The sequence below is a fragment of the Synechococcus sp. RSCCF101 genome (genome assembly GCF_008807075.1).
Classification (GTDB): domain Bacteria; phylum Cyanobacteriota; class Cyanobacteriia; order PCC-6307; family Cyanobiaceae; genus RSCCF101.
In genome coordinates this window covers 2,940,478-2,967,353 of the sequence record NZ_CP035632.1, presented here as the reverse complement: position 1 = coordinate 2,967,353, position 26,876 = coordinate 2,940,478, and the positions used below count along the sequence as shown (strand labels likewise).

Sequence of the window (26,876 nt, the reverse complement as noted above, 5' to 3'; positions counted from 1 at the left end):
CTGGGTGCGCTCGGGCGCCCGGTCCGCCGCATTGGCCTGGGGGTCCTCCCAGGCCGGATCCAGCCTGAGCCTGGCGGCAACCGCCTGGCTGGTGAGTGGCCTGAGCCGCTCGCCGCTGCTCAACGGCCTGCTGCCGGCGGTCGTCACCCTGCCGGCCCTGCTGCCCCTGCGGCCGAAACCCTCCGCCTACGGTCTCCAGCTACTCAGCCTGCTGATGCTGCTGGCCGCCAGCCTGGCCGGAGCCCGGAGCCTGCCAGCGCAGAACACGGTCTGGCTGATCGCCATCTGCTTTCTTGCCAGCCTGCTGTTCGGGCTGGGGAGGGAGAGCAGTCAGCTGCCTCTGCAGCAGCGCCTGCTGGAGCGCCCCGGCGCAACGGCTGAGGGACTCCGGTCCGCAGCGGAGCTGGGCGGGCTGCTCGGATTGCTGCTGACCGCGCTGTTGTTTCCCGCCCCGGCCCAGTTCGCACCGGCCCTGGTGCTGTTGCTGCCGCTGGCCCTGAGCCAGAGCTCGCGCGCCGGGTCCGGGGACGACAGCGATGGCAACGGCCGCCACCCGGACAGCATGCGGGCCAGGCTCAGTGGGGCCGGCCTGCTGCAGGGAGCCCTGTTCGGAGGGCTGTTCGCCCTGCTGCCCCTGTGGGTGCGCACGGTGGATCAGGGCCGCTGCTTCGACTTCGCCATGGTGCTGGTGGCCTACGGACTCGGCCGGGCCCTCTGGGGAGTGCTTCCCGCCGGCATGCCCCGGCTCCGCTCCACGAGCGCCAGCTTTGCCGCCCTGGCGGCTCTGCTGGGACTCACTCAGCTGATGGCCGGCTGGAGCGCCGTGGCTCTGTTCGTTCCCATCGGCCTTCTCGCGGCCACGAGCGACGCAGCGTTGGCGGGGAATCTGCCGGAGCGGACGGATCCCGGCCTGGCCTGGCAGGTGCTGCGCCGCTCGGGCGCAGTCGGCGGGCTGCTGGGAAGTGTGGCCATGGGTGCCATCGCCCAGGGCATCGGCCTCCAGTTGGCGCTGCCGCTGCTGCTGCTGCTCTTCCTGACGATGGCCGTGGTCCCCCACAGCTCGCGCCCCAGGCCCGGCGCGGTGCCGTGAAGCCATGGCACGAGCTCTGGAGCGCGCTGTGGCCCCTGGCACCGGTCCTGGCCGCCGTCGTCCTCGATGCCTGGATCGGCGACCCGCGTTCCTGGCCGCATCCCGTGCAGGTGATGGGGTGGGGCATCGAGCGCCTGCGCCACGGCGGGGAACGCTGGGCCGGCGATTCTCCGATCCGGCTGCGGCTGGCCGGCGGAGCAATCACGGCAGGCCTGGTGCTCGTGAGCGGTGGGAGCGGCTGGGTGCTGGAGCGCCTGGCCCTGCAGAGCCCCATCGGCTGGATCCCCCTGGTGGTGGCTTTGGCCAGTGCCCTCGCCTGGCGCAGCCTGACGGACGCGGTTCGGGGGGTGCTGGCCGCCCTGGCGGAGGACGACGGCAGCCTGAATGGCCCGCGCCGGCGACTGGCCTGGATCGTGGGACGGGACGTGGAGCGGCTCGATCGGGGCGGCATTCTCCGGGCCGCGGCGGAGACCGCCAGTGAGAACGCCGTGGACGGCGTCTTCGCCCCCCTGTTCTGGATGCTCCTCGGGTCGCTGGTCTGGCTGGCGGGAGCGCTGTGGATGCCGGGTCCACTGGCGCTGGCCTGGGCCATGAAGGCCGCCAGCACCCTTGATTCGATGCTGGGCTACCGGCGCGGGCGGCTGCGCTGGCTCGGGACCGCCGGCGCCAGGCTCGATGACGCCCTCGTCTGGCTCCCCGCGCGCCTGGTGGCCCTCAGCCTGCCCCCGGCGGCCGGGCTGTGGCGGCGCTGGCTGCCGCTGGTGCAGGCCGCTGCCCGCGATGGCCGGGCCGATGCCTCTCCCAACGCGGGGCTCTCGGAAGCCATCTATGCCCGGGTGATCGGGGTGGAACTGGGCGGAGCCAACCACTACGGCGGCGAGATCACCATCAAGCCACCGGTGGGAGCGGGCGGCCGGTCGGTGACGCCCGCTGACATCGAGCGGATGCTGCTGCTGACCCGACGTCTGATGCTGATCTGGCTGGTGGGCGTCGCCGGCGTGGCTCTGGCAATCCCCGTCAGTGGATCAGGCTGATGTCAGTAGGCACCGCGATCCATCGGGAAGAGGATCACGCCAATGGTACGGATGATGATCGCGAGATCGAGCGCCACGTTGCGGTCGCGTGAGTAGGCCAGATCGAGGCGCACCCGGCGCCGGTAGCTGAGGTTGTTGCGACCCGAAACCTGCCAGAGACCGGTGAGTCCCGGTCGGACCGAGAGCACCTCGTCCATGCAGGAGCCGTAGCGTTCCAGCTCGGCCGAAACGATGGGGCGCGGGCCGACCACGCTCATCTGGCCGCGGAGCACGTTCAGGAACTGGGGCAGTTCATCGAGGCTGGAGCGGCGCAGAAAGACCCCGATCGGGGTGATGCGGGGATCCCGCTTCAGCTTGAAGTCCCGTTGATACTCGGCCCGCAGTTCGGGGGACCGGGCCAGCAGATCGGCGAGGGCGCGATCCGCATCCACCCGCATCGTGCGGAATTTGATGCAGCCGAAGGAGCGGTAGCCACGGCCAACGCGACGCTGCACGTAGAAGACCGGACCCGGGCTGGTGAGCTTCACCAGCAGAGCGAGGACCAGGTAGAGCGGCGAGCCGAGCAGGAGGACTGCGAGGGAGAAGACGATGTCGCCGGTCCGCTTCAGGGTGCGGGCGCGACGGCTCTGGCTGCGGATCAGCCAGCGGGCCGAGGCTGGCGAAGGGGGGACCTTCAGCAGCGGCAGGGGCCGTCCGGAATAGGGGCGGAGCAGCGAACCTGCCAAGGACACCGACGAATCTCAGACGCATCCAAGACCAATGAACACGCCAGCAAAGGCGTGAGGGGTCACTCAGTCCAACGGCACAGGCAGGGGAGTGTGGGTCCGACGCTGCCGGCGGCGATGTTGGCTCCAGGTCGCCTCCAGCAGCGTCTGCATGCGCCGGCGGAAGCGGTCCTCACTGAACTGCTCGGCCCACTCGCGCTGGCCGTCCGGGGGCAGATCACGCCAGCCCGCCCTGGCTTCGAACCACTCGAGCGCCTCGCACAGAGACTCGGCCGACTGCTCCGGGAACAGCAATCCGGTGGGGTGCACATCGCCCCGCGCCAGGCAGCGGACGGTGTCCAGAAGCCCGCCCCTGGCCAGGGCGATCACCGGGGCCCCGGCCGCCATCGCCTCCACGGGCGCAATGCCGAAATCCTCGAGACCGGCATAGACGTAAGCCCGGCATGAGCCCATCAGCCGGCGCGCCTCCTCCTGGGAGCAGTGCCCGATCACGCGCACGGTGGGACCGGCCAGGGCCTCGAGGCGCCGCCGCTCCGGCCCATCCCCGGCCACCACCAGGGGCAGGCCGGCCCGGTTGCAGGCCTCCACCACCAGGTCCACCCGCTTGTACGGCACCAGGCGGCAGAGACTGAGGTAGAAGTCGTCGCGATCGCCCTGAGGGGCGTAGCGATCGACCGCAACGGGCGGGTGCACCACGGCCGCCCGCCGCCGCCAGCAGCGCCAGATGCGGCTGGCGGTGAAGCGGGAGTTGGCCACCAGCCGGTCCACCCGCTGGGCGGAGAGGCTGTCCCATTGCCGCAGCCGGTGCAGCTGCCAGCGGATCAGCGGACCCAGGGGTGAGCGAGCCAGGGTTGATCGCCTCAGATAGGCCTGCATCTGGTCCCAGGCGTAGCGGGCCGGGGTGTGCACGTAGCTGACATGACACTGGTCCGGCCCGGTCAGCACCCCCTTGGCCACGAGATGGCTGCTGCTCAGCACGAGCGGATAGTCCGCCAGATCGAGGTGCTCGATCGCCACGGGCAGCAGGGGCAGGTACTGCTGCACGTGGGAGACCCCCCAGGGCAGACGCTGCACCCAGCTGGTGCGGACACGACGTCCGTACAGCCAGCTGGAGGGTCGGGTGGATTCGCCGTCCACCAGTGCGAAGAGATCGGCGTTCAGAAACTGATCCAGCGCCTGCACGACCTGCTCACTGCCACCGACGGATCGGGGGGTGAACCATTCGTGAACCAGGGCAATCCTGTCGGGGAGACTCAGCGGCCCGCTCACGAATCTCGGCCGAGCCTACGCCTGAGTCTTCAGAGGATCGCGACAGGGCAAAGCGCACGTCACGAAAGCTCTCAGGGCGTTGTCAGCGATGGGCGGATTCAGGAAGCTTGAATCGCTCCAGCACTGTCATGGCCATCCGCGCCCTCCTGGAAGACGCCCTGAGCGAACCGTCGATCGGCAGGACGGATCGCTTCAGCTGGCATGCCACACCAGTAGGGATTGCGGCGGTGTGGTGCTCCGACTCATCGCCGAGCACACCTCCCTTCGAGGATGCCCTCAAGGAGGGGCTTGAGGTGGGTCTGGACCTCAGCCGGGAGGAGCGTGAATTTCATCAGGTCAGCCAGGGCCTGGTGCTGCTCTTTCACTCCTGAGGCGGGTCAGCCGTCACACCGCTAGGAGTCTGTCGCGCGTTGAGCTCAGGCCAACTCGTCCTGAATGAGCCCCTGGTCTGGGATCGAGGGGGATCAAATCCCAGCATTGCCGTCAGGAACAAGCCGCCCTCAGGCCATGGCCAGCGAGGCCCGAAACAGTTTGAGGATGTTGTGAGTGGTCGCCATCAGGGCCCACTCCCCGTTCGCCTTCTCCAGACCCCGTAACCGGAAGCGATCCAGCCCCCTGGCTCCCTTGATCTGGCCGAACACCGGCTCCACGATGGTCTTGCGCAGGGCGTAGGTCGCCTGGCCGGCTTTCGAGCGCAGCTTGCGGTCCATCCGCCCGCGGGCATCCAGACCCCGGGGCGCTGGCCCCCTTGATGGCCTGGGCCTCTGGCCGTGCCGCTGCCGGCTGGTGGAGATGTATGCCGCCAGTCCCCTTTGCTCGCAGGCCTCCAGATTGCTGGTGCTGCAGTAGCCGGCGTCAGCGATCAAGGCCTCGGGTACCTGGCCGGTATTGGCCTGGACCCGCTCGAGCATGGGCAGCAGGTGCACCGCATCACTGGGCTGGTTGCTCACCCCGATGGCCACGATCACCTGGTGATCCCCATCCACGGCGGCCTGGGCGTTGTAACCCTGAACCCAGCCGCCGGAGCCTTTGAGGATGTGGCTGTCCGGGTCGATGACATTGCGCTGGGCCTGGAGTTTGGGGTTGCCGGCTGCATCGGTGGGCAGCTGCCTGCTCGGCATGGCCAGCGGATCTCGGGCTGCCCTGATCTGAGGTGATTCCAGACCTGCCGCCAGGGCGGTTTCGATCGCCAGCTTCTGGGCATCATCGGCTCGCTTGCGGGCACCTCGCACGCGACGCACTGCCCGCTTGCTGGCCCTGGCATCCCCGCTGTCCTCCGCGTCTGCCATGTCCTGCTCGGCAACCTCGGCCTGCTCCTCTCGTTGGCGGGCGTTGGCAGCTGCGGCTTCTGCCTCCAGCTCCGCCTTGGCCTTGCGGATCCACTCCAGCCGGCTGGCGCGTCGCTGCAGCTCCGGCGGCAGTTCATCGCCACGTTTGCCCTTGCCGTACTGGCCGTCCTCCTGGGCATCGAGGAGCTCCGCCTTGCGCAGCAGCGCCCGCATCTCGGTCTCCAGCTGCTTCTCGCTTTTGAGCATCCGCTCGTGGCTCATCGCCTTGTGCCTGCTGGCATTGGCCCGGACCTTGGTGCCATCGAGGGCCACATGACCCAGGCTCACCAGCCCCGCCTTCTGGCAGAGCCGCAGCACCTGAACAAACAGCCCGGCCAGGGCGCCGAGGTGACGGCGGCGGAACTCGCTGATCCGGCTGTGATCGGGCTGCTGGTTGCCGGTGAGCACCCGGAAGGCAGCGTCCTCCCAGCAGGCCTTCTCAATCCTGCGCGAGCTGGGCAGACCGACGCAGTAGGCGTACAGGAGCAGCACCACCATCATCCTGGGGTCGTACGCCTTCTCCCCCCGTGGATCCTTCTGGCGGTAAACGGCGTGAATTGCCTCGAGATCCAGTTCAGCGGCCAGATCCAGCAGGAAGAACACCAGGTGGTTCTCAGGCAGCCACTCCACCGGGGACGGTGGCAACAGCAGGGTCTGCTCAGGGTTCCAGGGACGGAAGGACTTGGGCTTGACCATGACCCATTCTCGCCCGCAGAACCATTGCAGTCATTGGGGTCTGGGCAGATTCGCCGGCGCCTGTGGAGAGAGTGTCCGCTGATCTACGCGCGACAGATTCCTAGGGAGTCGGCGGACGGCCATCACTCGGTCTGCTGGGCGGCCTCCGCGGCCGCTTCCTCGGCCTTCAGCCTGATCGTCCTGAGACGGTCATCGAAGCGGGCCACCTCCGCTTCCAGCGTGGCCCGACTCTCCCTGAGCTCGGTGGCCAGCGACTCACGCAGGTAGGGCAGCCCTGTGGACACCACACGCCGCTCACTGCTCTCGGGCTCCGGCTCCGTTGCCGAGCCCTCCCCGGGCACATCCGTTTCGGGTCCAGGAGGCTGGCCGGGGAGGCTGAGCTCGAGCTCCGGTCCTTCCGAACTCCATGGAAGCCAGCGCCCCAGCGGGAGGAAGGCACAACCCTGCAACAGCAGGAGCACCGCCGTCGCCGCCAGTCCGGTGACCGATCGGGCGCTGATCCTGTTCGGTTGGGGGTGAAGCGTCATCGCGGCATCCTCATCGGCTCAGCGGAGACCGGGGTTGAACTCCTTGCCGCACTCCGGCAGAACGGCGCGGCCACCGGCGCGGGCAAAGCGGATGAGTGAATCACTGACGAAGCACTCGGGTCGGGGTCTGACAACCGAGGTGAACTGTGCGCCGACCGGGACGCCGGTGACCGACCGCTCCGCCAGAAACTGCTCCCTGCGCTGCTCGGCCGCCTTCACGGCCAGTCCGGGGAAGGCATAGGGACACAGCCGGCGCGAATAGGCCGATGCGGCGGCCATCAGCTCATCGGCACTGAGCGACAGGATCGGCTCGTAGGCGGGGAAGACGGCCGCCAGGGAGGCCGCTTCCGCCTCGGCCTCGGCGGCTCCCCGCAGGCGTTCCAGGCAGAAGGTCTGAGCGGCGAGGAGCGAGGCCTGCTCATCGACGGTCTCCACCGGGATGTCCGGCAGATCGGCGGCACGGGAGCGGGAACTCAGGCCGGCGATCGCCAGAAGCGGGGCCAGGAGCAGGGGGACGAGGATTCGTGATCGCATGAGTTGTCAGAGGATGCGTCGTTCTGCGACCCGGTTGCCGTTGCGGAAGATCACCACGCCCGTGTCGGCTCGGATGCTCTCCAGTGTCCAGCCGTCTGGAAGCAGGCGCCGTCCGGCACCACCTACGTAGCCGACGGCCAGATCGCCGGTCTGGCCGTTGAAATCGACCAGAACCCTCTGCCGACCGCGGCTGCGGATGAAGCCGGTGATCTCGAGGCCCTCGAAGGTGCTGTTGATCTCCTCGATCACCGCAGCCCGGTCCTGCTGGGACAGGCCACCGTCAGGGTCCATCGTGGCGAGGATGGCCTCGGCCTCCAGTTGCGCGGCGACCAGTTCCGCGGTTCCCTCCAGGGCTGGTGCCGGAAGGAATGGATCGTCCCGGCCCAGAGGGATTCCATCGACGACACGCTGCGCGGTCGGCAACGGAGTGAGTCCGGTGGTGGCGACCGCGGGAGGAACTGCCTCGATCACCGGCGGGGGAGCCGCGGCCGGAATCTCATCGGCTGCCGGCGTCTCGGCGCTGTCCTGCTCATCGCCACCGCCGCAGGCCGGGAGCACCAGCAATGCAATCGCAACAGCCGCGGCTCGGACAAGCATCGTCGGCGCAGCAGGGATGAGGCGAACCGGACCGTAGCGTCCGCGTCAGGGGGGGGCAATCCACGGACCGCCCGGTTCCCGGCGTGGCTGCGACCGCCCGTGCAGGGGGCGGATGGGAAACGGAGAGGGTGGGATTCGAACCCACGAGGGTGTGACCCCTACACGATTTCGAGTCGTGCGCATTCAACCGGACTCTGCCACCTCTCCCAGCGCCGCACCGGGACTGGGACCCGGCGGGGGATGCCGGATCAACCATCCAGCACGAACGAACTGTACGGCCGGGCCTTCGTCCCGGACGATCTCGGAGCGATCAGGGTGCCGTCGCAACGCATGAGCCAAGAGCATGGATGGTCAGAGACGGGCCATGAGGGAACCGATCACGCCGGTGTGGGCCGCCTCCCCGAGGGCACCGCGCCGGCGATTCGGCGCCCCGCCCGAGGGCGGAGCACCACTCAGCCAGAGGCGACGGTGGGGCTGCCGGTCCAGCCAGGCGAGCTCGCTGACTGACGGGGCGGCACCAAGCCAGAGCCCGTCGAGAGCGCCCACTGGAGGTGACGGAGCCTGCGCCGAAGCGATGCTGAGCAGAGCGGGCCGGTCGGGCAGCAGCAGCCAGGGACGGCCTCCCAGCCGCAGCAGGGCAGCCGTGCTGGCGGCCGAGAGCGGCGTGTACTCCAGGCCATCACTGTGAAGACGCTGGCCGGGCCCGAGCCGACGTCCGTGAGCCGGCGACAGCACCTGGGCGGACAGCGCTTCCCAGCAGCCCATGTCGGGAGCGGGGACCGGGTCATGCAGCACGACCCAGTCGAGAGCCTGGTGGCCCAGGGCGTGAACGAGCTGGCCGGCCAGCCGACAGCTGCGTTCGTCCGCGGTGGTGGCCACGAGGGCGGCACGGCCGTGGTGACGGGCCAGCAGCCAGTCCTGGCCGAAGCGATGAACCAGCAGCACCTGATCGCTCCACAGCAGCCCCGCATGCACCAGGACCACGGCCGCAAGCATCGCCAGCGCCCCGGGTCGCCAGCGCCGGAAGCCCTCCAGAAGCCAGGGGATCAGAGCCATCACGAGCAACCCGACCAGCAGCGATGCAGGACGGCCCGTGTGCAGCTGTGCGGCCGGCAGCGCGGCCAGCCCCGACACCAGGTGGCGCAGCAGAGCGGCTCCCCAGAGCACAGGCGTGGCCAGTGGCCCCAGCAGGGGGGGAACGACCAGCGCCACCAGCGCCAGACCGGCGGCCGCAATCGTGAGCGGGGCCAGGAGGGGTGTGACCAGAAGATTGGCCGGAATGGCATAGAGCGGGGTGGTGCCGAAATGCCAGAGCTGCAGGGGCAGCGTCCAGAGGGAGGCGGCCACCGGCACAGCCACCGCCGGTGCGAGCCAGCGCCGCCAGGCGGAGGGCTGATCTCCTGCCAGAACGCGCTGCAGTGGGCCCGCACTGCAGATCAGGCCCGCTGTGGCCGCTGCACTGAGCTGAAAACCGGCCGTGCGCAGCCAGGGCGGGTGAACCAGGGCCATCAGGAGCAGCGTCAGCATCAGCACGCCGATGGGCCGGGTCCGCCGGGAGGCCTCCATCGCCAGCAGCGCCGCCCCGCCCATCAGCACGGCCCGCACCACCGAGGGCTGGGGACCGGCCAGCATCAGGAAGAGCAGCAGTGTTCCGGCTGCGGTCAGCCGTCGTGGGAGCACCGGCAGGTGGCGGCCAAGGGCCATGGCGGCGCCGAGGAGCACCGAAAGGTGGAAGCCGCTGGCAGCCAGCGCATGCGAGAGCCCGGCCGCCCGGAACGCGGTGGTGAGGCCCTCGGGCAGGGGCACCACGGCCCCGCCCAGCACCAGCGCCGCCAGCAGGCCACCCGAGGCCTCTCCACCACGGCCGATCAGTGCCGAGGCGATGCGCAGCCGCAGAGCGGCCAGGGGAGCCGGCCGCTGCCCGAGTCCTTCGATCCGCTGCGGGGTCATGCGGGTCCAGATCCCCTGGCCGGACAGTCGATCCGCCGGATCATCCAGCAGGGGATGGGCCGCCGGCAGCGGCCGGCGCAGCTCACCGGTCACGCGGAGGCGGGAGCCGGCGCGAAGGTCGGGCGGGCAGGGCTTGAGGCTGAGGGCCGTGCGCCCGCCACGGACCGCCAGAACGGCGCTGCACCCCTCTCCGCTCCGCCAGGGGCGGGGAGTCTCCGCAACGGAACCCACCAGGCTGAGCGCTGCACTGCGCTCCTGCCCAGCGGGAATGCGATGGACGGGGTCCAGCAGCGACGGGCGGGGCTGCAGCCAGAGCGACCAGGCCATGAGCGCGGGCATCACCAGGGCGGCCAGAAAGCGGCGCGGACGGCCTACCCCGCCTTCGATGCACCGCCAGCCCGCCATCGCGAGCAGCCCGGCGGCAGCCAGACGGAGCCAGACGGGGATCGACACCGCACCCAGGCTCAGAGCGGCAAGGGCGATCCCGACGAAGGCAAGCAGCACCGGAATCCCCTGGAGGTTGCTCCAGGGGATTCCCCGAACCGGCTCAGGGCGCGACCGGGACAGGCTTCAGCAGTGGAAAACCGAGCGCTTCGCGTTCGCTCAGCCAGGCTTCGGCCACCTGCCTGGCCAGGGTGCGAATGCGGGCGATCGTGGCGGTGCGTTCGGTGACCGAGATCACCCCCCGGGCCTCGAGCAGGTTGAAGGTGTGGCTGCACTTGAGCACAAAATCCAGCGCCGGCACCGGCAGCTCACGGCCGATCAGATCGGTGGCCTCCTCCTCGTAGAGCGCGAACAGACGCTTCAGGCGCTCCGGATTGGAGGCCTCGAAGTTGTAGCGGCACTGGCCCTTCTCGAACGGCAGCCAGATATCGCCGTAGCGGCAGCTGCCGTTCCAGCTGAGATCCCAGATGCTCTCCACGTTCTGGAGGTACATGGCCAGGCGTTCCAGGCCATAGGTGATCTCGATCGACACGGGCCGGCAATCCATGCCGCCGCACTGCTGGAAGTAGGTGAACTGCGTGACCTCCATGCCGTCGAGCCACACCTCCCAGCCCACACCCCAGGCTCCGAGAGTGGGTGACTCCCAGTTGTCCTCCACGAAGCGGATGTCGTGCTCGGCCGCATGAATGCCGAGCGCTTCCAGGGAGGCGAGATAGGTCTCCTGGATGCCCTCAGGCGACGGCTTGATCAGCACCTGGTACTGGAAGTAGTGCTGGGCCCGGTTGGGGTTGTCCCCGTAGCGCCCATCGGTGGGTCGGCGGCAGGGCTCGGGATAGGCCACGGCCCAGGGCTCGGGGCCCAGGGCCCGCAGGACGGTGTGGGGACTCATCGTTCCCGCCCCCTTCTCCGTGTCGTACGGCTGCAGGAGCAGGCATCCCCGCTCCGCCCAGAAGCTGTTGAGGGTGGCGATCAGGTTCTGGAAATGCATGGCGGGGCTGAGCCGGAGAGAGCGGCCAGCCCCGATGATCCCAGAAGACAGTGGTGAGCCGCGGGCCGCTCAGACGCTGATGGCCATGGGGTCGGGCCGGAAGGTGATGGCCTGATCCTGAAGCGCCATCGACTCGAACTGCTCCGGCGGCAAGGCCTTGCTCCACAGCCAGCCCTGGCCCTGATTAATCCCGAGGCGGCGGAGGAAGGCGAGTTCCGATTCAGTCTCCACCCCCTCAGCACAGACATCGGCACCAATGGAATGGCAGCCGGCCACGAGCCAGCGGAGGAAACGCTGCCGGTAGGAATCGGCATCGATGCCGCTGATCACGGAACGATCCACTTTCACTTTGCCGAAATCGAGCTTCAGCATGTGAGACAGCGGACCGTCGCCGATGCCGAAGTCATCCACCGCCAGCGTGTGCAGCTGGGCCAGTTCATTGATGAAGGCCGACTCCTCGTGGCCGGCAATCCCCTTTTCGGTGATTTCGATCAGCAGGCGCCGGCCCACGCGTCGGCGCATGGTGTCGAGATCCGGCACCATGCGGGAGATGGGACGGAAGAACCCCATTCCCGACCCCACATAGCGGCAGGAGAGATTCACGGCCAGCCAGACACCACCCTGGGGACGCTCGAGCTGGCGGAGAGCGAAGACGAACGCTTGCTGGGTGATGGTTGTGTTGAGGACCGGGTCCTCCTCCAGTGCGGCCTGCTGCTCGGGAGAGGGAGGTGCGCCATCGGGCCTCCAGAGGACCTCACCACCGCAGACGCGATTCGAGGCAAGATCGATCACCGGCTGGATGTGGAAGTTCTCCAAGGCAGGAGCACGCGGTCGCAACGCCAACGTATGCAAGACCCGTACCGACTGACTTGCTCCCTGTGCCAGGTCGCTTCCGGGCCTTGTGGGGCCTCAGTGTTCACAGCGAACGTGAGCGCTTCAGATCCACTCCGGGCAAGGCTGTCTAAAACTGTGCAAACACGATCTGAGAATGGTTCTTTGATGTGTGAGTTGCGTGAGATTCCTCACGTCCAGGTGCGGCCGATCCAGCGGGGTTCAGACACGCAGCTCCAGCAGGCCCATCAGCCCCCCGCAAGCGGGCGATGACGCACATGGCGGAAGCCGGAATCCACAGCGAGCCGCTCCAGATCGTGCGGCGAGGGGAAGCGGGCAATGCTCGGCTCCAGGTAGGCGTAGTGATCGGAGAGTCCGGCCCAGCCACTGAGTGGCACCACCACCCGGCGCAGCATCTGGCGCTGCAGACCGGCAGTGGCGGCGGCCTGCCAGCGCGGAAGCCCCGGTGGGAGCTGGTCGGGCCGGAGATGACTGAAATCGAGAACCGCCGCCCGGCCGCCCGGCCGCAGCAGCCGGTGCATCTCCCGCAACCCCAGGCCCGCATCGCTGAGGTTGCGCAGGCCGTAGGCCATCACGGCGGCATCGGCAGCCGCTGTGGGCAACCCCGTCGCCAGAGCATCCCCGCACTGCCAGCGCACGGGCAGCCAGGGCATCGCGGCGGAGCGTCGTGCCGCCAGAGCGAGGGGACCCTCCGCAGCATCGATGCCGATCACCTCCCCGCCGGGCCGCAGCTTCGCCGCGATCACCAGGGCCAGATCGCCGGTTCCGCAGCACAGGTCGATGACGCGCTGCCCCGGCGCGGGAGCCAGCCAGGCCACGGCACGTCGTTTCCAAAGCCGATGCAACCCCAGGCTGAAGGCGTCGTTGAGACGGTTGTAGGAAGGACTGAGGCTGTTGAAGAGCGAAGAGACCGACGCCGGATCGGCAGCACCGGCACTCACAGGTCCGCGGTCCACTCGGGCAGGGAGATGGCGTCCAGGCTGACGCCTGCGACGTCCTGGGCATCCACGACGGAACGACCCAGGCCAAGCTGCTGCTGCAGCGGTGTGTTGTGGGAGAAGGTGATCAGCATCACGGTGGCCAGGCCCACCGCCGCCGAACACACCATGCAGCCGGCCAGCATCAGGGAGAACTCGCGCCGGTCGATGGCCGACTGCATCAGCTGCAGGGCCCAGCCCACGAGAGTGATCACCGCCACCACCATCAGCAGGGCAGCGGCGGTGATCAGCGGGTGATCCATCGAAAGGACCAGGCCAGGCATGGACAACGAGTCAGGCGGTGCGAGATGAGACCAATGTAACGAGTTCTTTACAGGACTTCATGGTTCCGGCGGGACGAATTCAAGAGCCGGATCCTCGATCGGGCGCACAGGCAGCCCGCGTCCGATCAGCTCCCGCTTGATCTCGGCCACGCTGAGCACGCCGTCATGCAGCAGCGAGGCGAGCAGCGCTGCTGAGGCGCCTCCCTGCTCCAGCGCGTCCGCGATGTGAGCGATGCATCCGGCCCCTCCGGAGGCGATCACGGGAACGTTCACCGCAGCGGCCACGGCGGCAGTGAGGTCCAGGTCGTAGCCCGCCTGGGTTCCATCGGCATCCATCGAGGTGAGCAGCAGCTCGCCTGCCCCGAGCTCAACCACCCGCCGGGCCCAGGCCACCGCATCCAGACCGGTGTTCTCCCGCCCGCCCTTCACGAACACATCCCAGCCCGGCTCGCCACGGCGGCGGCGGGCATCGATGGCCACAACGATGCACTGACAACCGAAGCGCTCGGCCCCCCGGCTCACCAGCTCCGGATCGCGCACCGCCGCCGAATTCAGGCTCACCTTGTCGGCACCGGCCCGCAGCAGCGTGGTGACGCCGGCAATCGTGGCGATGCCGCCCCCCACCGTGAAGGGGATCCGCACCGACTCCGCCGTGCGCTCCACCATCTCCACCAGCGTGTCCCGGCCCTGGTGGCTGGCCGCGATGTCGAGAAACACCAGCTCGTCGGCGCCGCCGTCGCTGTAGCGGCAGGCGAGCTCCACCGGGTCGCCGGCATCCCGCAAACCGACGAAATTGACCCCCTTCACCACCCGTCCATCGGCGACGTCGAGACAGGGAATGATGCGCCTGGCCACCATCGGGCTGCCTCCGGAGACGACTGTTAGGGTTGCTTCATCTTTCATGATCGTTGCTTCCATGGCCCAGGCGAGCAACGGGATCTCGATCGGCTCCCGCGTTCGCGTCACACGGGTCCGGGACCGCATCCCGGCCGCGCTCGTGACCGCCCTCCAGGGGGATCCCACCGGAACCGTCACCGACTTCAAGATGACTGACGGGACCGGTGTGGGGGTGGTGGTGACCCTGGCCGATGGCAGAAGCTGCTGGTTCTTCGAGGATGAGATCACTGAGGCCTGACGCCGATCAGCCGGGTTCTGGCGACCCCTTGGCGTCAGCAGACAGCCCCGACCGTTCCTCGGCCGCACGTCAGCTCCTGGGGATGAAGGGTGCCTCCGGCACCACATCGCTCTGGAAGCTGCGGCTGCAGCTGATGAAGCCGGTGACCTGGATCCCCCTGATCTGGGGTGTGCTCTGTGGTGCCGCCGCCTCCGGCTCCTTCACCTGGACTCCGGCGAATGTGGCCGCGGCCATGGCCTGCATGGTGATGAGCGGTCCGCTGCTGGCCGGCTACACCCAGACGATCAACGACTACTACGACCGGGAGATCGACGCGATCAACGAGCCCTACCGGCCGATCCCCTCCGGGGCGATCTCGCTCAATCAGGCCCGGGCGCAGATCCTGCTGCTGCTCCTGGCAGGTCTGGCCGTGGCCTACGGACTCGATCTCTGGGCCGGCCACGACCGTCCGGTGCTGCTGCTTCTCGCTCTTGGGGGCTCCCTGGTGAGCTACGTCTATTCCGCGCCTCCGCTGAAACTCAAGCAGAACGGCTGGCTGGGCAACTACGCCCTCGGAGCCAGCTACATCGCCCTGCCCTGGTGGGCCGGCCAGGCCCTGTTCGGCCAGCTCACCTGGACCACGGCCCTGCTCACCCTCGCCTACAGCCTGGCCGGACTCGGCATCGCCGTTGTCAACGACTTCAAGAGCGTGGAGGGCGACAGGGCTCTCGGCCTGCAATCGCTTCCCGTGGTGTTCGGTGTCGAGCGGGCCAGCTGGATCAGCGCCGGCATGATCGATCTGTTCCAGCTGGCAATGGTGGGGGTGCTGATCGCCATCGGCCAGCACCTGGCTGCCGTGCTGCTGATCCTCCTGGTGGTGCCCCAGATCACCTTCCAGGACATCTGGCTGCTGCGGGACCCCGTGGCCTTCGACGTGAAGTATCAGGCCAGCGCCCAGCCCTTCCTGGTGCTCGGGATGCTGGTCACCGCCCTGGCCATCGGCCACAGCTCACTGGTGACCCTCTCGTGAGACCGGGGACCAAGCGGCTGGCCCTGGCGGTGGCCGCTCTCGCTGTGGGCGGCAGCATCGCCATGGCCCAGGACGCCCTCACGCGTCAGTTCGACGCCCTGCTGCCCGAGGCCGGCCAGGTCAGCAACTTCAACCGGCCCGGCACCCTCACCATCCTCGCCTCGGATGGCACGGTGCTGCAGAAGCTGGGCCCGGCCACCCGTGAAAAGCTGAGTCCCGAGACCATGCCCCTGCTGGTGAAGCAGGCGTTCGTGGCGGCGGAGGACCGGCGCTTCTACGAGCACAACGGCGTGGACGCCCGCGGCATCATGCGCGCCCTGGCCCGCAATGTGCGCAGCGGCGAAGTGCGGGAAGGGGCCAGCACCATCACGCAGCAGCTGGCCCGCACGGTCTTTCTCAGTCAGGACCGCACGGTGGCCCGCAAGCTGCGCGAAGCCGCCCTCGCGTACAAGATCGAGCGGCAGCTGAGCAAGGAGGAGATCCTCACTCAGTACCTGAATTACGTGTATCTGGGCGCGAGTGCCTATGGCGTCGCCGATGCAGCCTGGGTGTACTACAGCAAGAGCGTCGATCAGCTGACCCTGCCGGAGGCGGCCCTGATCGCCGGACTGCCCCCCGCTCCCTCCGTCTATTCACCGCTGGTGAATGCCGATCTGGCGAGAGAGCGCCGCAACCTGGTGCTCGAGCGCATGGAGCAGGCCGGATTCATCAGCGAGGACCAGCGCGCGGCAGCGAGCGCGGCCCCGCTGGATCTCAATCCCGCCACCCCCAAATACTTCAACAGCCGCGCGCCCTACTTCACAAGCTGGGTGGCGCAGGAACTGCCCGGGGTGCTGAGCCTGGAGCAGCTGGAAACCGGCGGCATCACCATCCGCACCAGCCTGAACCTGGACTGGCAGAAGCGGGGTCTTGAGGTGATCCGCAAGAACGCCGGCGGCAGCATGCAGGGCGCTCTCGTCTCCATGGAACCTGGCACGGGCCTGGTGCGGGCCATGGTCGGTGGCAAGGATTTCAACGCCAGCCAGTTCAACCGGGCCAGCCAGGCCCTGCGCTCGCCTGGGTCCACCTTCAAGCTCTTCGCCTACACGGCCGCCATCGGCGCCGGACTCAAGCCGGAGGACACCTTCAGCAACGCCCAGCGCTGTTACCCGGCCGAGAAGTTCTGCATCAAGGGCAAGGGCGGCAAAACGACCATGGTGAATGGCTTCGCCCGCTCCCTCAACGCCTTCGCGGTGGATGTGGCCGAGAAGGTGGGCTACGACGACGTGATCGAGACGGCCCGCGACCTCGGGTTGACCGAGGATGTGGGGGCCTATCCCGCCATGGTGCTCGGCGCCAATGAACAGACGGTGGTGGACATGACCGCCGCCTACGCCGGCGTCGTCAACCGGGGCCTGTTCGTGCCCCCCACCCCGTTCGAGGAGATCCGCGGCCCCGAGGACGAGATCCTCTGGAGCCGCCGGGTCGACGGTGAGGCCGGCCGCCGCGCGGTGGAAACGCCCCATGCCGACGCCATGGTGTGGATGATGCAGCAGGTGGTGACCAGCGGCACGGGGCGTGGCGCCGCCCTTCCCGATCGGCAGGTGGCCGGCAAGACCGGCACATCGGAGGGGGCCCGCGACCTCTGGTTCATCGGCTCGGTTCCCCAGCTCACCACCTCGGTCTGGCTCGGGTACGACAACAACCGCAAGACCGGCAGCAGCAGCGGTGCCGCCGCCTGGGCCTGGCAGCAGTACATGAAGCAGATCACCGAGGACATGCCGGTGCAGACCTTCCCCCCCAAGCCGGCGCTCACCGGCAGCTTCAAGCCACGCCAGAAACGTCAGGGCGAGTCCCGCGACAGCAGCGGCGGCAGCTCCTTCGGCTGGGACACCCTGCCGGAGGATGGCGAGACGCCCGCCCCTTCCGCCTCCGACCCGGCTCCCGGGGTCCAGACACCCTGGACACCCTCGCCGGGGGCCGGCAACGCCGGTGGCCCGCCGGTGAACGAGAACTTCGAGCCACCGCCGCTGCGCCCGCTCTGAGCCCGGGCCTCCTCAGCCTGGAGCCAGCAGGGCGGCGTAGAAGCCATCGCCCCCGCTGGGCTCGGGCCAGACCTGCTGGTCCTGCAGGCAGCGCCAGGCCGGCTGGGCACTGAGAAAGGCCGCCGCCGTCTCCCGGTTTTCCGCCGGGTGAATGGTGCAGGTGGCGTACAGCAAGCGGCCTCCCGGGGCGAGCAGCGGCACCATCGCCTCCAGGAGCCGCCGCTGCAGGCTCACCAGGGGCGGGATGGCCTCTGGGGTGAGCCTCCAGCGGGCATCGGCATGGCGGGCCAGGGTGCCCAGGCCCGAACAGGGGGCATCGAGGAGAATCCGATCGAACCTCCCGATCCAGTCCGGCCGCTCGCTGGCCAGGGTCAGGGCATCGGCAGCCAGAGGTTGGATCGACTGCAGACCGAGACGCTCGGCATTCGCCCTCAGGCGCCGCAGGCGGCGGTCCGAGCGATCCACCGCCCAGATGGTGCCGTGGTCCTGCATCAGCTCCGCCAGATGGGTGGCCTTGCCCCCCGGGGCGGCGCAGGCATCGAGAACCCACTGGCCCGGCTGCGGCTCCAGCAGGGGGGTGAGGGCCTGGGCATGGCGGTCCTGCACCGACCACCAGCCCTCGCCATAGCCCGGCAGCCGGCGCAGGTCACCGCCATGGGCCGGCAGGGTGAGGGCCGCGGAGAGCCCCGCGATCGGCTCCGCCGGCACTCCGGCCTGCTGCAGGGCGTCATGAAGCAGCCCGGGCCGGCAGCGAAGCGGGTTCACGCGCAGATCGATCGGTGGCACCGCGTTGCAGGCGGCGGCCACCGATCGGGCCTGTTCAGGCGGGAGCCAGCGCAGCAGATCCGCCGCCAGCCAGTCCGGCAGGGAGTGCTCCTGCCCCAGACGGGCGACGGGCTCCTCAGGCAGCGGCGGTTGATCGGCCGCATCGCGGGCCCGCAGCGCCGAGCGCAGGATGCCGTTCACCACCGGCGCGAGGCGGCCGAGGCCATGGCGCTTGGCCAGCTCCACGCTGGTGTTCACCACGGCCGACGGCGGCAGGCGTGACATGGCCAGCAACTGCTGCAGACCGATGTGCAGCAGCCAGCGCAGGGGTGGGGGCTGCCGCTGCGCCGGCACCCGGCCGAGCCAGTCGATACAGCTGTCCAGGCGGCGGCGCTGGCGAATGGCGCCGTAGGCCAGTTCGGTGGCCAGGGCCCGGTCGCGGGGCGGCAGGTCGGAACGGCTGAGCTGCCGCTCCAGAGCACGATCGGCGTAGGCACCGGCGGCCACGGCCTGCAGCACCTGCCAGGCGATCCACCGCGGCAAGAGTCCGGTGGTTGCAGCGGAACCGGGGTCGCTCACGCCGGGGAGGGCTCAGTGGGTCCGGGAGCGCCGGCCTCCAGCAGCCGGACAACCTCGCTCGGATCCGGCGTCCAGAGATGGCGGCGCAGGTTCAGCCGTCCCTCCCCGTCGACGGCGATGCCTTCATCGATCAACAGCTGACGCTGCAGCCAGTCGCTGCCTTCCCGGCTCTCCGAGAGGCTGATGCAGCCGCGGGCATTCACCACCCGGTGCCAGGGGATGACGGTGTCGAGATCGGGCAGACGCCGCAGGGCCCAGCCCACCTGCCGGGCCGCCCCGAAGTGGCCGGCCAGTTCAGCCACGCGTCCATAGGTGAGCAGGCGTCCGAAGGGGATCAGCCGCGTCACCGCGTAGAACCTCTGGGTCGCCGTGCCTGCCGGGAGACCATGCCCCTGCTTCCCCGCCGTTTCCACCGTCTGCGGGCCGTGCTCGACCGACGCATGGCCGACCTCACCGTGGTACTGGAGCATGTGGAGAAGCCCCACAACCTCTCGGCCATCCTGCGCAGCTGCGATGCGGTGGGAGTGCTGGAGGCCCATGTGGTGAGTCTGAAGGGACGCCCGCCCACCTTCAACAGCACGGCCCAGGGCAGTCAGAAATGGGTGCGTCTGAGGGATCACCCCGAGCCGGGGGCGGCGCTCCGCAACCTGCGGGAGCAGGGATTCCAGCTCTACGGCACCCACCTGGGGCGGGATGCCGTGGACTACCGCCAGTGCGACTTCACCGGCCCCACAGCGTTTCTGCTGGGGGCCGAGAAGTGGGGGCTGAGCGAGGAAGCGGCCGGACTGGTGGACCGGCAGCTGTTCATCCCGATGCGGGGGATGGTGCAGTCGCTGAATGTGTCGGTGGCCGCCGCCACGCTGCTGTTCGAGGCCCTGCGGCAGCGGGAACTGGCGGGTGTTGCGCCCTCTCGCGGCGAGGGTCTGGCGGCGGAACGGCACCGGCAGGTGCTGTTCGAGTGGGCCTATCCCGAGGTGGCGGCCTGGTGTCGCGAGCAGGGCAGGGGCTATCCCGACCTGAGCGCAGAGGGCGAGATCCTGGAGGACCTGCCGCGTCAGCTCAGGCTGCGCTGCTGAACGGGACGGGACCCCGGATTCAGAAGGGAATCAGCACGTCTCTGCGGCCCTGCATCGGCCGGGTCACCGGCACCGAGGCTGCCGTGCGGGCCCGCGGCAGTCGCAGGGCGATCACGAGCGCCGTGAGCTCCAGCGGCAGCTGGTGGCCGAAGAAGATCACCACGAGCAGCAGCGCGATGGCGATCATCTGCTCCAGCAGACCGATCACGTCGTCGCGATTGGCGGAGCCGAGGCTCCAGAGCACCGCGGCTGAGGACAACAGCGTGAAGGTGACCCACCAGGGCATGGCTGATGCGGCGCGGCAGGGGGCAGGGGGCATGAGCCCTGGCTTCAGTGTGCCCCAGACGACATGGCGCTGCAGGGGCTGCGGCCTTGGTCGTTCTGCGGGGGAGGGTGTGGGGGCTGACCTCAGCGGGCGGCCCGGCTGGCCTGGGCGCTGCCGCTCAGCCAGGCCTCCAGGCCTTCCCCGAGAAAGGAGAGACCGAGCACCAGCACGAACATGGCAACGCCGGGATAGAGGGCGGTCCACCAGATGCCGGTGGGCAGCGCCGTGAGGGCCTGATGGAGATCACTACCCCATTCCGGCACCGATTCCGGCAGGCCGAGGCCGAGAAATCCCAGGCCACCAAGAACAAGCACGGCGTCCGCGGCGTTGAGGGTGAGCAGCACCGGAACGGAGGTGATCACGTTGCGCAGCAGGTAGCGGCGCAGAATCCACACGGGCCCGGCCCCAAGGGAGCGGGCGGCCTCCACATAGAGCTCCGCCTTCACCTGGGCGGTCTGATTGCGAACAACGCGGAAGTACTGGGGGATGTACACTACGCACAGGGCGGCGGCGGCATTGGGGAGTCCGCGACCCAGCAGGAACGCCAGCACCACGGACAGCAACAGCACCGGCAACGTGTACAGCGTGTCCATCAGCAGCACCAGCAAGCGGTCGGCCGCGCCACCGAGATAGCCGCTCACCATGCCCAGGGGCACCCCCACGACGAGAGCGGAGACGAGGGCAAGCAGCACCACCTGAAGGGCCACGCCAGCGCCGGCGATGGTGCGCTGACACACATCACGACCAAGCCGATCCGTACCGCACCAGTGATCCAGGGAAGGGGGGGCGTAAACGGGCTGATCGAGCGGGCTGGCCAGCTGGGGGAGCAGGCCCAACCGATCGGTCAGATCAAACGCAACGGAAGCCAGGGTGTAGAGAAGCACGATGGCCAGGCCCCAACGGGCCATCCGGGCCGACAGGTTGTGGGCTCGGCGACGATCTAGGCCGGTCAAGACTGGGCTGGACTGAGCACGCGATAAGTATGGCTGACCGATGTCAGTGAACCTGACATCGAATCGCTGGAGAGCGACCGCTCAACGATGAATTCTGAAGCGGCATGCTCTCAATTCGAGAGCTTGTCAGGGTTATCGAGGCCAGCGCCCAAACCCTTATGGGCGACTTGGCGTGTGACTCTATGGACTCTATGCCAGCATAATTGATCAATCGGCATTACACTCGACGCCATCCAATAGCAAGCAAACGGGCACAGACCGAAGAATGCCGACGAGGCATCTACACACCCGGCTCATGAGAGCCTGGCAGGCCATCCCCTTAGATGCATGTAGGTTCATCGGGAGCAACGACCTACCACGGCGCTCCTTACCAACACTTCATCACTTTAGCTGCTGAGCGCGAAAGAGCCGAAGCGGGATACCAAGGAGGACTGGAAGATCCCTTGATGCATCACTGAACAACCAGCATCGAACCGAGAGCATCACGCCAATGGATCATTCCCAGCACAGCCCCCAACTCAACAAAGGCCGAGGGGAACGAGAAGCCCATGATGATGAATTACTGCAATCAATAGAAAAGGGCGGCCAGCAAGCCGCCCCACAGTATTAGAGGACCAACAAGAAGCAAAGATTAGTTCGCACAAGTAATGGCACCATCGGCACTAACCGAAATCGTCGCCGATGTTCCGGTGATATCTGCATCCATGCAGGTCACATTGTCAGCCGCATCAAGCGTTGCAGACCATGTTGGCGTGAAGGTTGCAGCTGTTCCATTGGGGCCGCCACAATCGGTCCCACTGACTGATGTCACAGGCTCACGGCCGACGTTGAGCGCGGCACACTCCTTCGCCAAGCCCATGGACTCGCCAATGTTGGCCTTGGCCTCCGCGCGGTCACGGACACCGAGGAACTGAGGAATCGCGACAGCGGAGAGAACGCCAATAATGGCAACAACGATGATGAGCTCAACCAGGGTGAACGCCGAGTTGGCACTTGAGCGACTGGCTGCTCGCTGAAGCAGCACGCGCCGAAGGGTCGTGACTGAAGACATGACTGAAATAGACGGTGACGAAATCAAGCTAGCCGCGCTTAACGGTAGTGGCAATTGGCTCGGCTCATATGACGGACCACAGATGAGAGCCCATGTCCATTGCTGCAGACCGCAGAGTCGCACCTTGCGACGCAGGCACTTTTAAGTTATTCAGGGTTCCAGCGTAACTTTTGTCTACATTCTTCATGGCACCGCTTCGTCTTTGCAACGGGCAGGACGATCGACACATGGAGCACCACAGGGCTGCCGAGACCATTGGCACCACGACCGGGGAAGCTCCGCATCTTGCCCGTGGTGAGGTCCCCGGCGGATGAGACGATCATGGCTGTGATCAGCACAAGCCGAACCCCGTCGACTCAACCAGGGGGAGGTTGGTCGTCCCAACAACCACTGCCCGCACCCCTCCGATAACCCTGGCAGCTTCTGGGACCAGCTGCTCAGAGTCCGCCACCCCTGCCTGCTGAGCGAAAGCAGATCAGTGGTCAAGGGCAATGCGGCGGTGTCCAGCTCAGCGGCGCGTCTCTGGCCGGCGGTAGAGCGGCCACAGGAGCCGAGCACACCCACAGCCTCACGGCCTTGATGCCCCACGCGCTGAGCTTGGCCGCAAGTCCGGCGCATGCGAAATGACGTGAGCGGAGGGGGGGGGCCACGCAGTACCGGTCCTTTCGACGGTCGCCTTGGCGTGGAGGAGAGCTTTCTTCCCCAGCAATCTGCCGAGAGCGAGGCCCGTAGATCAATTCCGCTCAGCCATCCTCAGCAATCACTGATTGAGCTTCAACACCGCCATGAACGCCTCCTGCGGCACCTCCACGCGCCCCATCGCCTTCATCCGCTTCTTGCCCTTGGCCTGCTTCTTCAGCAGTTTCTTCTTGCGGGAGATATCACCGCCGTAGCACTTAGCCAGCACATCCTTGCGCATGGCGCTGATGCTCTCACTGGCGATCACGCGGCTGCCGATGGCAGCCTGCAGGGGGATCTTGAACTGTTGGCGCGGAATCAGCTCCTTCAGCTTCTCCACGAGGCTCTTGCCCACGCCGTAGGCCTTGTCGCGGTGAACGATGGTGGTGAGCGGGTCGGCCTTCTCGCCGTTGATCAGCACATCCATTCGCACCAGATCATTGCGGCGATAGCCGATCAGATGATACTCCATTGAGGCATAGCCCTTGGTGCGACTCTTCATCTGGTCGAAGAAGTCGGTCACCACCTCAGCCAGGGGCAGCTCATAGATCAGAGTCACCCGCTCAGTGGTGATGTACTTCATGTCCACAAAGTCGCCGCGCCGTTCCTGGCACAGCTCCATCAACGTGCCGTTGTAGCTGTTGGGTGCATAGATCTCCATGCGCACGTAGGGCTCTTCGATCGACTCCCGTTTCTGCGGGTCCGGCAGCGTCGCCGGGTTGTCGACCATCACCATCTCACCGCCAAGCAGATTCACCTGGTAGATCACCGACGGCGCGGTGACGATCAGATCCAGGTCATATTCCCGTTCCAGCCGCTCCTGCACGATCTCCATGTGCAGGAGCCCCAGGAAGCCGCAGCGGAAGCCCAGTCCCATGGCACTGCTGGTTTCGGGTTCGAACTGAAGGGCCGCATCGGAGAGCTGGAGCTTGTCGAGGGCCTCGCGAAGGTCGCCGTACTGATCGGCGTCGGTGGGGAAGAGGCCGCAGAACACCATCGGCTTGGCCTCCGTGTAGCCGGGCAAAGGAGCCTCCGCCGGCGCATTCATCAGCGTGATTGTGTCGCCCACCCGGGCATCGGCCACCGCCTTGATCGAGGCCGCCAGATAACCGACTTCACCGGCATGGAGTGAGTCGACCTGGCGCTGGTCCGGGGCCATCACTCCGATCTCATCAAGTTCATAGCTCTTGCCGCTGGCCATCAGCAGCACCTTGTCCCTGGCGCGGATGCTGCCGCTCATCACGCGGAAGTAGACGATCACACCCCGGTAGGGGTCGTAATACGAGTCGAAGATCAGCGCCTGGGTCGGCTGCTCCACCGTGTCCTCCGGTGGCGGGATGCGATCGACAACCGCCTGGAGGATGTCGGGCACGCCGAGGCCGGTCTTGGCGGAGCACTCAATCGCCGTGGAGGTGTCCAGACCGATGATGGCCTCAATCTCCGCCTTGATCCGCTCCGGATCGGCTCCGGGCAGATCAATCTTGTTGAGCACCGGAATGATCTCCAGATCGTTCTCGAGCGCCAGATAGACATTGGCCAGAGTCTGGGCTTCCACCCCCTGACTGGCATCCACCACCAGCAGGGCCCCTTCACAGGCCTGCAGGGAGCGGCTCACCTCATAGGAAAAATCCACATGGCCGGGGGTGTCGATCAGGTTGAGCACATAGTGCTCGCCATCCGCGGCCCGGTAATCCATGCGGGCTGCCTGAAGCTTGATCGTGATGCCCCGTTCCCGCTCCAGCTCCATGTTGTCGAGGAACTGCTCCTGCATGTCCCGATCGGCCACGGTGCCGGTGTCCTGCAGCAATCGATCGGCCAGGGTGGATTTGCCATGGTCGATGTGGGCAATGATGCAGAAGTTGCGCAGGCGTGAGACGGGAACGTCGGTCATGCGGAGGCTGTCGTCCCTTCTCGGGTCTGAAGGCGTGTCGGGACGATCCTAGGAAGCGGCACCGGGCGGCACCGGCTCCCGGCTCAGGCCGAGCGTGGCATCGCTGTGGCGGCGCACCCGATCCAACAGGACGGCATCCGTGTTGAGGTCTTGCCCGTGGGAGGGAACAAGGCCCAGCAACACCTCCCGCCAGCGGGAGGACACCATTCGATCGGCCCAGCAGCGTTTCAGCACCTCAAGCATGATCGACACCGCGGTGGAGGCACCGGGCGAGGCTCCAAGGAGAGCGGCCAGAGAGCCATCGGCCGTGGCCACCACCTCGGTGCCGAGGCGCAGCACGCCGCGCCCGCCCTCCTGACGGATGATCTGCACCCTCTGGCCGCCCACGGCATGGCGCCAGTCGTCCGCGCGCGCACCGGGCATGAACCGGCGCAGGGCCTCCAGACGCTGCTCCTGGCTCTGGCTCAGCTGGCCGATCAGGTAGCGCACCAGGGAGAGATTGCCGAGCCCGGCCTGAACCGTGGGCAACAGGTTGGTGAGACGGAGGGAGCGGGGCCAGTCGAGCAACGACCCCTGCCGCAGGAAGCGGGTGCTGAAGCCGGCGAAGGGCCCGAACAGCAGAGAGCGGCGCCCATCGATCCAACGGGTGTCGAGATGAGGCATGGACATCGGCGGCGCACCCACCTCGGCCCGCCCGTACACCTTGGCGCGGTGTCGTTCCACCAGATCGGTGTTGTGACAGACCAGCCACTCGCCACTCACCGGGAAGCCTCCATAAACCCGGGCTTCTGCCACGCCAGCTCGCTGCAGCAACGGCAGCGTGCCGCCGCCGGCACCGAGGAACACAAAGGGCGTTTCCACCACACCCTGCTCAGGGCCTGGCTCCTCCGCCCGGGATCGCCAGGCCACCTGCCAGAGGCCGCCCCGGCGCTGAAGGCCGGTGACCTCCACGCCGCAGGCGAGCTCCAGGGGCCCGTGCGGGGCCGTGAGTCCGGCCAGCAGCTGGCGGGTGAGGCGGCCGAAATCCACATCCGTGCCTCGCTCCACTCGGGTGGCGGCCAGACAGTCCTGCTCCCGGCGTCCCTCCATCACCAGAGGCATCCACCCGGCAAGCTCACCCGCATCCTCGCTGTAGTCCATGGCAGCGAAGGCGGGATGCTCCACCATCAGTTGGTGGCGGCGACGCAGAAAGGTCCGTCCCTCCTCGCCGAACACCAGACTGAGGTGAGGGACAGGACGAATGAAAGTGCTGTCTGTGAGGCGTCCCCGCTCCCGCAGGGCACTCCAGAACTGGAGGCTCTGCTCGAAGGCCGCGTTGATCCTGAGGGCCTTGCTGATGTCGAGCCCACCGCCGGGCCTCTCAGGGGTGTAGTTGAGCTCGCAATTGGCGGCATGGCCGGTGCCCGCGTTGTTCACCGCCGCTGAACTCTCGAGGGCGGGTTCTCCAAGCCGCTCCAGCATCAGCAGACGGCCATCGGGTTCCAGCTCCCGCAACAGAGCCGCCAGGGTGGCTCCCATGATCCCGGCCCCCACGAGCAGAGCATCCACACGGGTGGGGATGGCTGGAGCGCTGATCGGGCGGCCGGGGCGCTGACCGGAATCGCAGCTGGTCACGTGCAGGTGGGCTTGGCGTTTCTTCTTGACCGCACAAGCAGTCGTCACGCTACGCAGTGCCCCTGCCGGATCGGTCCGTCCGACGCAGACCAGCGGGGGGAGGCGTCAGCTGCTCAGCAGCTTTTCGTAGGCTCGCTGGACGTTGAATCGGAGTCATGAGCACCGGCACCCTGGCCCTCACCACTGAGAATGTGGAAACCGTGCTCGATGAGCTGCGGCCATTCCTGATGGCCGATGGCGGCAACGTCGAGGTGGTGGAGCTCGACGGGCCAGTGGTGAAGGTGCGCCTGCAGGGCGCCTGCGGCAGCTGCCCGAGCAGCACCATGACCCTCAAGATGGGTATCGAGCGCAAGCTGCGCGAAACCATCCCCGAGATCAGCGAGGTGGTGCAGGTGCTCTGATCGGACGGATCCCAGGTCTTGTCCGAGAGTTAAGCCGAACTCGACGCCTTCCTAGACTTTCCCCAGGAAAGGTGTTGGTT

27 protein-coding genes and 1 tRNA gene are annotated in these 26,876 nt (G+C 67.7%); 8 read left to right on the top strand and 20 right to left on the bottom strand.

The genetic code is table 11. The annotated features are described in order from the left end of the window. Positions 1-4 precede the first annotated feature (4 nt). Positions 5-1,090: a hypothetical protein gene (locus EVJ50_RS14335; RefSeq protein ID WP_150884730.1), complete on the top strand. Its 1,086-nt coding sequence runs from the start codon at positions 5-7 to the stop codon at positions 1,088-1,090. Next, on the top strand, positions 1,087-2,124 hold the full coding sequence (gene cbiB / locus EVJ50_RS14330) for an adenosylcobinamide-phosphate synthase CbiB (protein WP_150884729.1): 1,038 nt from the start codon (positions 1,087-1,089) through the stop codon (positions 2,122-2,124). Before EVJ50_RS14335 ends, cbiB begins: the two co-directional genes overlap by 4 nt. Before the next feature lie 2 nt (positions 2,125-2,126). On the opposite strand, the gene EVJ50_RS14325 is transcribed toward cbiB, so the two are convergent. Together EVJ50_RS14325 and EVJ50_RS14320 are read right to left on the bottom strand one after the other, a co-directional pair. Next, a complete protein-coding gene (locus EVJ50_RS14325; RefSeq protein WP_225322977.1) occupies positions 2,127-2,849 on the bottom strand; it encodes a sugar transferase in 723 nt (240 codons plus the stop codon). 66 nt (positions 2,850-2,915) lie between these two features. Then, on the bottom strand, positions 2,916-4,118 hold the full coding sequence (locus EVJ50_RS14320; RefSeq protein ID WP_150884727.1) for a glycosyltransferase: 1,203 nt from the start codon (positions 4,116-4,118) through the stop codon (positions 2,916-2,918). A 128-nt stretch (positions 4,119-4,246) separates the two neighbouring features. Between EVJ50_RS14320 and EVJ50_RS14315 the strand changes: the two genes are divergently transcribed. Further along, positions 4,247-4,489: a hypothetical protein gene (locus EVJ50_RS14315; RefSeq protein ID WP_150884726.1), complete on the top strand. Its 243-nt coding sequence runs from the start codon at positions 4,247-4,249 to the stop codon at positions 4,487-4,489. Positions 4,490-4,618: 129 nt separating this feature from the next. Here EVJ50_RS14315 and EVJ50_RS14310 read toward each other — a convergent pair whose 3' ends face one another. From EVJ50_RS14310 to hisF, 11 genes are all read right to left on the bottom strand, one after another. After that, complete coding sequence (locus tag EVJ50_RS14310; protein ID WP_150884725.1) at positions 4,619-6,142, bottom strand: IS1182 family transposase; 1,524 nt, start codon at positions 6,140-6,142, stop codon at positions 4,619-4,621. A gap of 122 nt (positions 6,143-6,264) precedes the next feature. Further along, positions 6,265-6,669: a hypothetical protein gene (locus EVJ50_RS14305; RefSeq protein ID WP_150884724.1), complete on the bottom strand. Its 405-nt coding sequence runs from the start codon at positions 6,667-6,669 to the stop codon at positions 6,265-6,267. A gap of 18 nt (positions 6,670-6,687) precedes the next feature. Continuing rightward, on the bottom strand, positions 6,688-7,203 hold the full coding sequence (locus tag EVJ50_RS14300) for a hypothetical protein (protein WP_150884723.1): 516 nt from the start codon (positions 7,201-7,203) through the stop codon (positions 6,688-6,690). A gap of 6 nt (positions 7,204-7,209) precedes the next feature. Continuing rightward, on the bottom strand, positions 7,210-7,800 hold the full coding sequence (locus EVJ50_RS14295) for a hypothetical protein (protein WP_150884722.1): 591 nt from the start codon (positions 7,798-7,800) through the stop codon (positions 7,210-7,212). A gap of 120 nt (positions 7,801-7,920) precedes the next feature. After that, positions 7,921-8,007: transfer RNA gene (locus EVJ50_RS14290), tRNA-Ser, on the bottom strand. 144 nt (positions 8,008-8,151) lie between these two features. Then, complete coding sequence (locus EVJ50_RS14285) at positions 8,152-10,254, bottom strand: ComEC/Rec2 family competence protein (RefSeq protein ID WP_150884721.1); 2,103 nt, start codon at positions 10,252-10,254, stop codon at positions 8,152-8,154. 43 nt (positions 10,255-10,297) lie between these two features. Further along, positions 10,298-11,182 (bottom strand): glycine--tRNA ligase subunit alpha, encoded by an 885-nt coding sequence (gene glyQ, locus EVJ50_RS14280; RefSeq protein ID WP_150884720.1) that lies wholly within the window; start codon positions 11,180-11,182, stop codon positions 10,298-10,300. Between the two features lie 69 nt (positions 11,183-11,251). Then, entirely contained in the window at positions 11,252-11,998 is a 747-nt protein-coding gene (locus tag EVJ50_RS14275) for an EAL domain-containing protein (protein ID WP_191964800.1), read from the bottom strand. Between the two features lie 263 nt (positions 11,999-12,261). After that, positions 12,262-12,990 carry a ubiquinone/menaquinone biosynthesis methyltransferase gene (locus tag EVJ50_RS14270; protein ID WP_225322976.1) on the bottom strand — a complete coding sequence of 243 codons (729 nt, stop codon included), beginning with the start codon at positions 12,988-12,990 and terminating at the stop codon, positions 12,262-12,264. Continuing rightward, positions 12,972-13,274 carry a hypothetical protein gene (locus tag EVJ50_RS14265; RefSeq protein ID WP_150884718.1) on the bottom strand — a complete coding sequence of 101 codons (303 nt, stop codon included), beginning with the start codon at positions 13,272-13,274 and terminating at the stop codon, positions 12,972-12,974. The genes EVJ50_RS14270 and EVJ50_RS14265 overlap by 19 nt, the downstream gene beginning before the upstream one ends. Before the next feature lie 78 nt (positions 13,275-13,352). Beyond that, complete coding sequence (gene hisF, locus EVJ50_RS14260; protein WP_150884717.1) at positions 13,353-14,153, bottom strand: imidazole glycerol phosphate synthase subunit HisF; 801 nt, start codon at positions 14,151-14,153, stop codon at positions 13,353-13,355. 43 nt (positions 14,154-14,196) lie between these two features. Between hisF and EVJ50_RS14255 the strand changes: the two genes are divergently transcribed. The 3 genes from EVJ50_RS14255 (at position 14,197) to EVJ50_RS14245 (ending at position 17,463) form a co-directional block, all read left to right on the top strand. After that, positions 14,197-14,430, top strand: coding sequence for a DUF2862 domain-containing protein (locus tag EVJ50_RS14255; protein WP_370455533.1), 234 nt, complete (start codon positions 14,197-14,199; stop codon positions 14,428-14,430). 82 nt (positions 14,431-14,512) lie between these two features. After that, positions 14,513-15,439 carry a chlorophyll synthase ChlG gene (chlG, locus tag EVJ50_RS14250; RefSeq protein ID WP_370455532.1) on the top strand — a complete coding sequence of 309 codons (927 nt, stop codon included), beginning with the start codon at positions 14,513-14,515 and terminating at the stop codon, positions 15,437-15,439. Next, on the top strand, positions 15,436-17,463 hold the full coding sequence (locus EVJ50_RS14245; protein ID WP_225322975.1) for a transglycosylase domain-containing protein: 2,028 nt from the start codon (positions 15,436-15,438) through the stop codon (positions 17,461-17,463). The genes chlG and EVJ50_RS14245 overlap by 4 nt, the downstream gene beginning before the upstream one ends. A 12-nt stretch (positions 17,464-17,475) precedes the next feature. Here the strand turns inward: EVJ50_RS14245 and EVJ50_RS14240 are convergent, their stop codons facing one another. Together EVJ50_RS14240 and EVJ50_RS14235 are read right to left on the bottom strand one after the other, a co-directional pair. Then, positions 17,476-18,771, bottom strand: coding sequence for a 16S rRNA (cytosine(967)-C(5))-methyltransferase (locus tag EVJ50_RS14240; protein WP_255452569.1), 1,296 nt, complete (start codon positions 18,769-18,771; stop codon positions 17,476-17,478). 32 nt (positions 18,772-18,803) lie between these two features. Next, positions 18,804-19,220: an MGMT family protein gene (locus EVJ50_RS14235; RefSeq protein WP_225322974.1), complete on the bottom strand. Its 417-nt coding sequence runs from the start codon at positions 19,218-19,220 to the stop codon at positions 18,804-18,806. Here EVJ50_RS14235 and trmH point away from each other — a divergent pair. Beyond that, positions 19,194-19,883, top strand: coding sequence for a tRNA (guanosine(18)-2'-O)-methyltransferase TrmH (gene trmH, locus EVJ50_RS14230; protein WP_150884713.1), 690 nt, complete (start codon positions 19,194-19,196; stop codon positions 19,881-19,883). The genes EVJ50_RS14235 and trmH overlap by 27 nt on opposite strands. A gap of 19 nt (positions 19,884-19,902) precedes the next feature. Here the strand turns inward: trmH and EVJ50_RS14225 are convergent, their stop codons facing one another. The 5 genes from EVJ50_RS14225 to mqo all read right to left on the bottom strand — a co-directional run bounded on the left by EVJ50_RS14225 (position 19,903) and on the right by mqo (position 26,299). Beyond that, positions 19,903-20,202, bottom strand: coding sequence for a hypothetical protein (locus tag EVJ50_RS14225; RefSeq protein ID WP_225322973.1), 300 nt, complete (start codon positions 20,200-20,202; stop codon positions 19,903-19,905). 89 nt (positions 20,203-20,291) lie between these two features. Beyond that, positions 20,292-21,116 (bottom strand): ABC transporter permease, encoded by an 825-nt coding sequence (locus EVJ50_RS14220; RefSeq protein WP_150884712.1) that lies wholly within the window; start codon positions 21,114-21,116, stop codon positions 20,292-20,294. 676 nt (positions 21,117-21,792) lie between these two features. Continuing rightward, a complete protein-coding gene (locus EVJ50_RS14215; RefSeq protein ID WP_225322972.1) occupies positions 21,793-22,185 on the bottom strand; it encodes a type IV pilin protein in 393 nt (130 codons plus the stop codon). Positions 22,186-22,972: 787 nt separating this feature from the next. Further along, the gene (gene lepA / locus EVJ50_RS14210) at positions 22,973-24,781 is read right to left on the bottom strand and encodes a translation elongation factor 4 (RefSeq protein WP_150884710.1); all 1,809 of its coding nucleotides are present in this window, start codon (positions 24,779-24,781) and stop codon (positions 22,973-22,975) included. 48 nt (positions 24,782-24,829) lie between these two features. Next, on the bottom strand, positions 24,830-26,299 hold the full coding sequence (gene mqo, locus EVJ50_RS14205; RefSeq protein WP_370455647.1) for a malate dehydrogenase (quinone): 1,470 nt from the start codon (positions 26,297-26,299) through the stop codon (positions 24,830-24,832). A 251-nt stretch (positions 26,300-26,550) separates the two neighbouring features. Here mqo and EVJ50_RS14200 point away from each other — a divergent pair, with 251 nt between their 5' ends. After that, positions 26,551-26,796: a NifU family protein gene (locus EVJ50_RS14200; RefSeq protein WP_150884709.1), complete on the top strand. Its 246-nt coding sequence runs from the start codon at positions 26,551-26,553 to the stop codon at positions 26,794-26,796. Positions 26,797-26,876 lie beyond the last annotated feature (80 nt).